Origin of the sequence: Shewanella sp. TC10 (assembly GCF_009663145.1) — a bacterium.
Taxonomy (GTDB): domain Bacteria; phylum Pseudomonadota; class Gammaproteobacteria; order Enterobacterales; family Shewanellaceae; genus Shewanella.
Window position 1 is genome coordinate 38323 of the sequence record NZ_VKHR01000042.1, and the last position, 10730, is coordinate 49052.

10 protein-coding genes are annotated in these 10730 nt (G+C 41.1%); 7 read left to right on the forward strand and 3 right to left on the reverse strand.

Annotation, left to right across the window (positions count from 1 at the left end; genetic code table 11):
• Positions 1-102 precede the first annotated feature (102 nt).
• A complete protein-coding gene (gene tolC / locus FNZ24_RS14605) occupies positions 103-1413 on the reverse strand; it encodes an outer membrane channel protein TolC (protein WP_153915471.1) in 1311 nt (436 codons plus the stop codon).
• Positions 1414-1695: 282 nt separating this feature from the next.
• Between tolC and nudF the strand changes: the two genes are divergently transcribed.
• The 7 genes from nudF (at position 1696) to parC (ending at position 9800) form a co-directional block, all read left to right on the forward strand.
• Complete coding sequence (nudF, locus tag FNZ24_RS14610) at positions 1696-2319, forward strand: ADP-ribose diphosphatase (RefSeq protein WP_153915472.1); 624 nt, start codon at positions 1696-1698, stop codon at positions 2317-2319.
• Positions 2320-2378: 59 nt separating this feature from the next.
• Positions 2379-2819 carry a DUF1249 domain-containing protein gene (locus tag FNZ24_RS14615; protein WP_153915473.1) on the forward strand — a complete coding sequence of 147 codons (441 nt, stop codon included), beginning with the start codon at positions 2379-2381 and terminating at the stop codon, positions 2817-2819.
• Positions 2820-2851: 32 nt separating this feature from the next.
• A complete protein-coding gene (cpdA, locus tag FNZ24_RS14620) occupies positions 2852-3691 on the forward strand; it encodes a 3',5'-cyclic-AMP phosphodiesterase (RefSeq protein WP_153915474.1) in 840 nt (279 codons plus the stop codon).
• A gap of 74 nt (positions 3692-3765) precedes the next feature.
• Positions 3766-4341 carry a YqiA/YcfP family alpha/beta fold hydrolase gene (locus FNZ24_RS14625; RefSeq protein WP_153915475.1) on the forward strand — a complete coding sequence of 192 codons (576 nt, stop codon included), beginning with the start codon at positions 3766-3768 and terminating at the stop codon, positions 4339-4341.
• Between the two features lie 55 nt (positions 4342-4396).
• Positions 4397-6283: a DNA topoisomerase IV subunit B gene (gene parE / locus FNZ24_RS14630; RefSeq protein ID WP_153915476.1), complete on the forward strand. Its 1887-nt coding sequence runs from the start codon at positions 4397-4399 to the stop codon at positions 6281-6283.
• 182 nt (positions 6284-6465) lie between these two features.
• A complete protein-coding gene (locus FNZ24_RS14635) occupies positions 6466-7506 on the forward strand; it encodes a PQQ-dependent sugar dehydrogenase (RefSeq protein ID WP_228768502.1) in 1041 nt (346 codons plus the stop codon).
• On the forward strand, positions 7506-9800 hold the full coding sequence (gene parC, locus FNZ24_RS14640; protein WP_153915477.1) for a DNA topoisomerase IV subunit A: 2295 nt from the start codon (positions 7506-7508) through the stop codon (positions 9798-9800). Before FNZ24_RS14635 ends, parC begins: the two co-directional genes overlap by 1 nt.
• A 126-nt stretch (positions 9801-9926) precedes the next feature.
• On the opposite strand, the gene FNZ24_RS14645 is transcribed toward parC, so the two are convergent.
• The gene (locus FNZ24_RS14645) at positions 9927-10121 is read right to left on the reverse strand and encodes a bacterioferritin-associated ferredoxin (RefSeq protein ID WP_055023428.1); all 195 of its coding nucleotides are present in this window, start codon (positions 10119-10121) and stop codon (positions 9927-9929) included.
• 400 nt (positions 10122-10521) lie between these two features.
• A partial coding sequence (locus tag FNZ24_RS14650) for an NAD(P)-dependent oxidoreductase (RefSeq protein WP_267463734.1) occupies positions 10522-10730 on the reverse strand: 209 nt, incomplete at its 5' end.

Here is a 10730-nt window from a genome sequence, read left to right on the forward strand (position 1 = left end):
AATAGATAAGCTGCAGGAGTTGAAATGACTTTCTGATTAGCTGGTTTACAGAAACAAAAAAACCGCCAACTGGCGGTTTTTTACTGCGTTATCTGCTCAATATTACTGAGCGATTAAGCCGTTATTGATTGAGATGATGTCATCTTCACTCAAGGTACCAGCAGCTTGTTTAAGCGCCAAGATAGAGTTGATGTAACCATAACGAGCATCAGATAACTGACGCTTTGAATCATATAAGTCACGTGTACGGTTTAATACGTCAACGATAGTACGTGTACCCACTTCAAAACCTGCTTGAGTCGCTTTTAAAGCACTTTCAGATGAAATCACTGATTGCTCATAAGCACGGATTGAACTGATTGATGCGCCGACGTTGTTAAAGTTATTACGTACATCTTTAACTACACCACGATGAACCTGTTCCAGTTTTTCACTTGCTTCAACATAAGCAAACTGTGCTTGCTTAACTTGAGAAGTCACTTTGAAACCTTCAAAAATCGGTACACTTAAAGTCACTGCAATGTTGGCATTATCGTAGTCAGCCCCAGGGCTTTGATCGAATCCTTTAGTATAGCCAGCACCTAAATTTAGCGAAGGCATGTGGCCTGCTTTATAAAGAGTGATAGTTTCGCTAGCGATATCACGACCGATACGCTGAGTCATCAAATCAATACTGTTAGTTTCAGCAATTTTCAACCATTCAGACGAACTGGTTGGGCTAGGAGCACCAGCTGAGAAACGGTTGGTATCAAGGGTATTAATCGATTTATGATCTATCCCTGTGATTTCACGTAATGCTTCATAGCTGTTCGCTAATGTGTTTTCAGCAAGAATTTCAGTTGCAGAAGCTAAATCGTATTGTGCTTGAGCTTCATGTACGTCGGTAATTGCAGTAAGGCCTACAGCAAAACGTTGTTTAGTTTGCTCTAGTTGACGCTCAATTGCGCGTTTTTCTGCACCTTGGAATTCAAAGTTGTCTTTTGCCGTTAATACATCAAAGTAAGCAGTAGTTACGCGAATGATTAATGCTTGAAGCGCAGATGCATAGGCTGAATCAGCCTGAGATGCTGCCATTTCAGCTAGGTCTAAGCCTACCCATGCACTGTGATCATAAATCACTTGATTTAAGGTTACACCACCAGTGAAGCCTTCTGGTTTATCTGTAGGTGTACCATCATCTGTATCATTCCATGCTTTAGAGTAGCCTACGTTTGCGCTGATGGTAGGCAGTAAGGGAGCACGGTTTTCTTCAATCGTTTCGTATAGTGCATCACGTTGAGACTGAGCTTGAAGTACGATGGTATCGCTTGTCAGCGCTTGCTGATAAATTTGCAATAAATCGTCAGCATTTGCTGCAGGTGCAGCAACAGCTAGTGTTAGTGCTGCGTATAAAGAACGTATTTTAAATTTCATTTGCTGCCCTTTTAGACATAGTCTCCGCTTGGGAGGTAAGATGATCTTGTTTGTTCACAATTTTAAATTTTAAGCAAGATTGATTTAGCATATTGTGAACCAGCTAAAACTTTGTGCAATCCCGCTATGTATCTAGTGTGTATGATAAAAAGACTATCATCTTTAAGCTAAATATCAACTTTCAAGTTGTAACAGACTTTTTTAAACTCGCATGCTTAAATGCTTAGCTAATATAATAATGCATTAAATATTTCAAAGGGCTTACAAACTGTAAGAAAAAATATGAAAGATAGTGAAGTAATAGAACAATTTAACGCAAAAAGCGATGTTGAAGTCATTTCCACTAAAACCTTATATAAAGGTTTCTTTCAATTAGATGAATATAAATTCAAACATAAGCTATTTTCTGGTGGCTGGAGTGAAGTTGTCACACGGGAAGTTTTCGAGCGAGGCAATGCCGTCGTTGTTTTACCTTATGATCCAGTCACTCACCAAGTAGTATTGATAGAGCAAATTAGATTACCTGCATTAGCAACGACTAATTCTGTTTGGCTTCTTGAGCTTGTGGCAGGTATGATTGCTGCCGGCGAAGTTCCAGCTGAAGTCGCAGAGCGTGAGCTAATGGAAGAAACTGGCTTGACGGCCAGCGAAGTGCATTTGGTCAATAGTTATTTAGCAACACCAGGTGGTTCTTCTGAGCGTTTTCATTTTTATTGGGCTAAAGTTGATGCCACTAAAGCTGAAGGTATTCATGGACTCGATTATGAACATGAAGATATTAAAGTGCATGTTGTTGGCTTTGACGCTGCGATGGCTATGGTGAATTCAGGTCGAATAGATAATGCATCTACTGTTATTGGCTTGCAATGGTTAGCGTTAAACCTAGATACAGTAAGACAAGCATAGCTTAATAGGTTTATCGTTAAAGAATTGCAGTCAAATAAGCAAAAGTAAGTGAGTTAATTTTGAAGCAACAAACCACTAAAGATAAATACCAACCTAACGTCAGTGCTTTCCTAGCATTGTGTGGGCGTAATTATGCGTTGATTTTAAAGTGGCTACCAGATGTTGCTGACGTTAATGACTCTTGGACTGTAGAAGGTCAATTTGGCCTACTGGATGTCACTATCTTAGAGAACACAAAATATACTCAATTAATTGAAATAACGCGCCATTTGCCTAACAGTGATTTCCTTATCACACCTAAAGCCTGTGTGCGAGTCTATCATGATGCTCAATTAGCAGAAGTGTTAACTAGTCAACAGATTTATCGGTTAAAAGCAGTGTATGATTATCCAAATGTACATATGCATCAAACGGATGAGAAGTATCAAGTTAATGCATTTCTAGAAGAGCTGTTAAAGATTGGATGTCGCCCAGTGCAAGTCTGTTCTTCATCACTCTAAAACATTGAATTAATTTATGTTGGGATTAATTAGTGCTTAAAGAGCCAGTGTCTTATTCAATTGCTGATACGGATGTCGTGCGACTTATTCAAGTTACTGACCCGCATTTATTTGCTGATCCTGAAGCAAAGCTGTTAGGTGTGAATACGGCTGCCAGTTTTCAGGCGGTGTTAAATACTTATCTTGCGACCGAATACCCAGCTGACATGATTTTGGCTACGGGTGATATAAGCCAAGATTATTCTCCACAGTCTTACCAACATTTTTCCGCGACTATTGCAGAACTAAACCTTCCTTGTCATTACCTACCTGGTAATCATGATGATCCACGCTTGATGAGTTTACATATGCAAGGGCCACATTTATTTGGCCAGCAGCGTATTCTAGCTGGTGAATGGCAAATTTTAATGTTGGATTCTACGGTGCGGGGCAAGCCTGGCGGTTATATGGCTGAGCAGCAATTTGCGCTTATTGATGCTGCCATTAAAGCTGAACCGAATAAGCATGTTTTACTGGTGATGCATCACAACCCCATTTTAGTTGAGTGTAGTTGGCTTGATCAGCACTGTATGAGCAATGGCGACGCTTTTTTAAAGCGTGTTAGTCAATATCCGCAAGTTAAAGGCGCACTTTGGGGGCATGTCCATCAAACCATAGATACCCAGTACCCTACTGCTGAGGGGGGGATTTATTTAATGGCCACGCCATCCACCTGTATACAATTTAAACCAAAATCATCCTATTTTGCTTTAGATGGACTTCAACCTGGCTATCGTTTGCTGGAGTTAGCAAGCAATGGTAGCATTCAAACAAACGTTTATCGGGTGCCTGGGGAAAAATTCTCTCCAGACAATGATGCTAGCGGTTATTAAGCGCTAAATATTCATGTGTTAGCCTGATTTTATTGATGCTTTGGCATTTCAGGTTATTTAAAGCGAGAGGAAGTATGCTTCTCTATATACATGGATTTAATAGTTCCCCTCTGTCAGATAAAGCAGTAGAAACGGCTCAGTATATTCAACACCGTTTTCCTAATTTAAACTTCATTCAACCTCAATTACCATCATCGCCAAAAGAAGCGATGGCCTTATTATGTGGTATTGTAGAGCGCGCGAAAGCAGAAGGTGAATCATTAGGCTTTATTGGCTCTTCTTTAGGTGGTTATTTTGCGAGCTATTTAGCTGAGACCTATGGCGGTAAAGCTGTTTTAATTAACCCTGCGGTAAAGCCATTTGAGCTTTTTGATGAGTTTTTAGGGCCTCAATATAATCCCTATACTGACGAGCACTATCAAGTATTGCCACAACACAAGTTAGATGTGGCTGAGTATGATACTGAAGTGATATTTCGTCCCGACCGTTTCTTAGTATTTTTGCAAACTGGCGATGAAGTGTTAGATTATCGTCAAGCGTTATCCAAATATCATTGTTGTGAGCTGCATTTAGAGCCCAATGGTGATCACAGTTTTATTGGCTATAAAAATCAGCTAGATAAGATTTGTGACTTTTTACAGATTTCTTAATCAGTTTCATTAGGGCCCAATAATGTGGGCTAACAATTGACCAAATGTGTGGACTATGACCAATCAATACACTTCTGATGCTATCGAGGTTCTTAATGGACTCGACCCTGTAAAACGCCGTCCTGGTATGTACACCGATACCACTCGACCTAACCATTTAGGTCAAGAAGTCATTGATAACAGTGTCGATGAAGCTTTGGCGGGTCATGCTACAAAAATTGATGTGGTGCTTCATGCTGATAACTCCTTAGAAGTTATCGATGATGGTCGTGGTATGCCGGTAGATATTCACCCCGAAGAAGGGATCCCCGGTGTTGAACTTATCCTAACTAAATTGCACGCTGGTGGTAAGTTTTCTAATGACAGTTACCAATTTTCAGGTGGCCTGCACGGGGTGGGTATTTCAGTTGTAAATGCCTTGTCGGCACGAGTTGAGATTAGTGTCCGTCGTGATGCGCAAGTTTACGAGATAGCATTTGAGAATGGCGATAAAGTTGAAGACCTAAAAGTGACAGGTACCTGTGGCAGACGTAACACAGGTACACGAGTACATTTTTGGCCCGATGCGAGCTATTTTGACTCGGGTAACTTCTCAATTTCTAAACTGTTATATCAATTACGTGCTAAAGCAGTGTTGTGTCCTGGTTTACGTATTAAGTTCACTAACAAGCAAAATGGTGAAGTTAACGAATGGTATTACGAAAGCGGTTTAACAGATTATTTGAAAGAAGCTGTGAAGGGTTCCGTTCTATTACCAGAAGAGCCTTTTATTGGAGAGTTCTCAGGTAAGACAGATGCGGCTGAATGGGCAATCACTTGGCTGCCTGAAGGCGGTGATAGTATTTACGAAAGTTACGTAAACTTGATCCCGACGCCGTTAGGTGGAACTCATGTGAATGGTTTCAGGCAGGGCTTATTAGAGTCAATGCGTGAGTTTTGTGAATTTAGAAACCTGGTTCCTCGTGGCATTAAGTTATCACCAGAAGATATTTGGGACAAAGCATCGTTTATTCTATCTATTAAGATGCAAGACCCTCAGTTTTCTGGGCAAACAAAAGAGAAGCTATCGAGCCGTCAAAGTTCAGCATTTGTGTCGGGTATTGTCAGAGATGCATTCTCTCTTTGGTTAAATTCAAACACAGAGCAAGCAGAGCAATTAGCTGAGCTGTGTATTAGTAATGCACAGCGCCGCTTAAAAGCTGCTAAAAAAGTCGCGCGTAAGAAAGTGACTTCAGGACCTGCATTACCAGGTAAATTAACCGACTGTAGCGGCCAAGACCCTATGCGAGGTGAGTTATTCTTAGTGGAAGGGGATTCTGCTGGTGGTAGTGCCAAACAGGCACGGGACAGAGAGTTTCAAGCGATTATGCCGCTACGTGGTAAAATCTTAAATACTTGGGAAGTTGATGCATCTCAAGTGTTAGCTTCGCAAGAAGTGCATGATATTTCAGTGGCGATCGGTTGCGATCCAGACAGTGAAGATATTTCTGAACTGCGTTATGGCAAGATATGTATCCTAGCGGATGCCGATTCTGATGGATTACATATTGCTACGTTATTGTGTGCTTTGTTCATGAAGCACTATCGCGTATTAGTAGAAAAAGGCCATGTTTATATCGCAATGCCGCCTTTATTCAGGATTGATTTAGGTAAAGAAGTTTTTTATGCCCTAGATGAAGGCGAAAAAAACGGTATATTAGATAGAATTGTTGCAGAAAAGAAAAAAGGCAAAGTGCAGGTTACTCGATTTAAAGGATTGGGTGAAATGAATCCATTGCAATTACGTGAAACCACCATGGATCCGAATACACGTCGATTAGTACAGCTTACTATTGATGACAATGAAGATACGATGGCATTAATGGATATGTTATTAGCTAAAAAACGTTCACCAGACCGTAAAGTGTGGTTAGAGTCTAAAGGTGATTTAGCAGAGATCTAAAAGGGTAGTTAGACCCGTACTATTACATTGCACATTGCCCAAAAAGAGAAAGGCAAAGAATAATTATAATGTCGAGAATAATAATTAAAATGGATATCAAGCAAATTTCAACAGCCTTAAAAACACTGTCTGTAATAGCTTTAGCTCAGCTTGCTGCAGTTAAGGCGCTTGCTGCCGATCCTATGATGATTACTGTTACAAAAGGATTTGGACTCACTTTATATGCTTCTGATTTGGGTGACTCCAAGCAGATGGCAATTGGTAGCCAAGGGACCTTATTTGTTGGCTCAAGAAAGAGCGGCACAATTTACGCGTTAGTTGATTCTGATAACGATGGCCAAGTGAATAAACGTTATTTGATTGGCAAAGGTTTGGAATACCCGGAAGCTATCGCTTTTCATAACGGTGATTTATACGTAGCCGAAGATGATCGCATTCTGCGCTATCAAGATGTTGAAAACCGTCTTCGCCGCCCAGGTCGACCTAAAGAAGTCTATTCCGGCTTACCTAGCATAGAACGCAAGCATGCCCGCGGTATGGAGTTTGGTCCAGATGGTCGCCTTTATATCTCGATTGGTTCACCATGTAATGTTTGTGAAGCGCCAGCGCCATTTGGCAGCATGTTAGCGATTGATATTAAATCGGGTGACACAGAGCAGGTGGCTTCAGGGTTGCGTCGTGTTATCGGTTTTGACTGGTCGCCAAGTACTGACAAATTATGGTTTGCCGATCAAGGACGAAATTGGATGGGCGATAATATGCCCGCAGATGAAATTAACCGTATCGATGTAAAAGGCAGTCATTTCGGGTTTCCATATATACATGGTACCGATGTCGCCGAACCCGCTTTTAAAAAGCCTGACACCTTAAATGTGTCAGTACCGCAATTTGAATTACCCGCGCACGTTAAACCTACCAGTTTACTGTTTTACGAAGGTAAACAGTTCCCTGAACGTTACCACAATCAACTTTTTGTTGCTGAAAATGGTTCTTGGAACCGTTCAAGTAAGATTGGTTACCAAGTTGTCATGTTAACGCTTGATGGTGATGAAATAACCAAACGTGAGAGAGTAGTTAGCTTTTTAGACGGAGAATTCCCCGTCGCCAGACCTTATGACCTGATAAATGCACCTGATGGAGCAATGTTCATCTCTGATGACTTAAAAGGCAATATATATCGCTTGTTTTACAAAGCGACAGAACAATCACAGGATATGAAATAATGAGTGATGCGATTGAATTAAGCCTTGATGGTGTAGAGCAAATGCCTCTGCGCCGCTTTACTGAAGAGGCTTATTTAAACTATTCAATGTACGTGATTATGGACCGTGCTTTGCCGCATATTGGCGATGGTTTAAAACCTGTTCAACGTCGTATTATCTATGCAATGAGTGAGCTTGGCTTATCAGCTCAGTCAAAGCATAAGAAATCTGCCCGTACCGTTGGTGATGTATTAGGTAAATACCACCCACATGGTGACAGCGCGTGTTACGAAGCAATGGTATTAATGGCACAGCCATTTTCATATCGCTACCCTTTGGTCGACGGTCAAGGAAACTGGGGCGCACCAGATGATCCTAAATCCTTCGCTGCGATGCGTTATACCGAAGCAAAACTATCAAAATTCTCTGAAGTATTATTATCTGAGCTGGGTCAAGGGACTGTAGATTGGGGCGTTAACTTTGACGGCACCATGAAAGAGCCCAAGTCATTACCTGCACGCTTACCGCATATTTTATTGAATGGTATTACCGGTATTGCTGTTGGTATGGCAACAGATATTCCGCCACATAACGTGCGCGAATTAGTCTCTGCATGTGTAGAGCTACTTGAAAATCCTAAAGCTGAATTAGAGCGCCTGATGGAGTTTGTGCCAGGCCCTGATTATCCAACATACGCTGAGATCATTACCCCAAGTAAAGATATTGCTAAGATTTACCAAACAGGTCGCGGTTCAATCAAAATGCGCGCTGTTTACGATATCGATAATGGTGAAGTTGTGATTACTGCTTTGCCTCATCAAGCGGGTAGTGGCAAAATTCTTGAGCAAATTGCCAATCAAATGCAAGCGAAAAAGCTGCCAATGGTAGCGGATTTACGTGATGAATCAGATCATGAAAATCCTGTTCGTTTAGTGGTTGTTCCTCGTTCTAATCGAGTTGATTGCGATCAACTGATGGCACACTTATTTGCTACAACCGATTTAGAAAAAAGCTTTCGCGTTAACTTAAACGTCTTGGGTCTTGATGGCCGTCCTAAAGTTAAAGGATTAAAAGAGTTACTCACCGAGTGGTTGACCTACCGTATTTCAACGGTGACCCGTCGTTTACAGTTCAGATTAGATAAAGTACTGGCTCGATTGCATATTCTTGATGCGTTAATGATTGCCTTCTTGAATATCGATGAAGTGATTGAAATCATTCGCTTCCACGATGAGCCAAAAGCCGAGTTAATGGCTCGCTTTGAGTTGTCAGAGAAGCAAGCTGAAGCGATATTAGATTTAAAACTACGTCATTTAGCTAAGCTCGAAGAGTTTAAGATTAAAGGTGAGCAAGAAGAGCTCGCAGCTGAGCGTGATAAGCTGGAATTAATTCTAGGTTCTGAGCGTCGTTTAAAAACCTTAGTGAAAAAAGAGTTAATTCAAGATGGTGAAACGTTTGGCGATGATAGACGTTCTCCAATTATCGAACGTGTAGAGTCTAAAGCGTTAACAGAGCAAGAGCTTACTCCTGCAGAATCAGTGACTGTTGTATTGTCTGATAAAGGTTGGGTTCGCTGCGCTAAAGGCCATGATGTTGATGGTGAAGGGCTGAACTATAAATCGGGTGATGCTTTCCTTTGCAGTGCTAGTGGTAAGAGTAACCAGCCAAGCGTATTTATTGACTCTACAGGGCGGGCGTTTGCAACTGACACCCATACCTTGCCTTCAGCCAGAAGTCAGGGCGAACCCATCACTACTCGCTTTAATCTATCTCCTGATGCAGTCATGCGCCATGTATTACTGGGTGTGGACAGCCAATGCTATTTACTGGCTAGTGATGCAGGCTATGGTTTTATTGGTTCATACGCGGATATGATTAGTCGTAACAAAGCGGGTAAAGCATTACTGAGTCTACCTGCCAATGCGCAGTCATTGATGCCTAAACTAGTCAATAAAGGGGTAACGCAATCGATTATTGCCATTACCAATGAAGGCCGCATGCTGATATTTGATGTGGATGCATTGCCGCAATTATCGAAAGGTAAAGGCAACAAGATTATTGGTATTCCAACGGATCGCGCTAAAAATCGTGAAGAACTACTCATTCATTTGGATATTATTCCTGAGGATGCGTCAGTCACTCTGTGGGCTGGTAAACGTAAGTTAACCTTAAAACCATCTGACTTAGAGCATTATCGTGGTGAAAGAGGCCGTCGTGGCGCTAAATTGCCAAGAGGTTTACAGCGTGTCGATAGTGTTCAGATTGAGCAAGGTGCTCAAACCGCTGAAGATGAAACAGAAGAGTCGGGCATTTAGAACACTCCAATCTAAATAATCGCTTGAAACAAAAAATGCTGCCTCAGGGCAGCATTTTTTATGAATTAGATTTGAAGTTAACGCTTATATTTATTGAGAAATGAAGGACTGAAAATATAATAGAGATTAAGCGACTTCGTAGAAATTAGGTTCAACATCCACTTGAGCTTTAATGATGTTTGTTGCCATACGCGAACATTTACCACATTGATCAGCAACACCTAAGCGTTTTTTAACGTCAGCTAAAGAGCTATCGCCATGCTTGCTTACTGCTTCTCTGATTTGGGTATCAGTAATTCCGTGACAAAGACAAACGTACATAAAGCCTCTTCGTAAAGTTTGATGACATATTTAACAGAGTTTGGAAAATTAAATATGCTAACTAATCAACAATAATGCAATTGTAAATGAAAACAGTTCTCATTGCTAATAACTTTTTGAACAAATCTGGCAAATATCGAAAAGTAATGGTTATTACAAACTGCTGACTAGCTCACAAAATCAGTCATTACGTGTGCTGTGAGAGAGTTGAAGATGTTCAGGGCTTGTTGAGCTTCCCCGTTTATTTGCTGCCCGAAGGCTTCGACTAAAAGCGTTTTACTCTTTGTTGAATGTATCTTTGTAAATAAAAGGTGCTTAGATGACTATGCATCAATTCATTCGCCTCGATTAAAAACGCTTTTATTTCGAACAAAACTTAACCAGCAAAGATCAGCTGGCCCTAGTAACCTTTTATAAAATCGACTTGATGGTTAAGAGGTTGCTGATGACACCATAAGTGGTAGTTTTCGACGAACACTTCTACGACTTGTTCAGGAAAACTTGGCGCGGCGATATGGGGAGTGATGATCGCATTAGGGCATTGCCAAATAGCATGTTCACTCGGTAAAGGCTCTTGATTGAACACATCTAATACCGCGTGGCCATTTC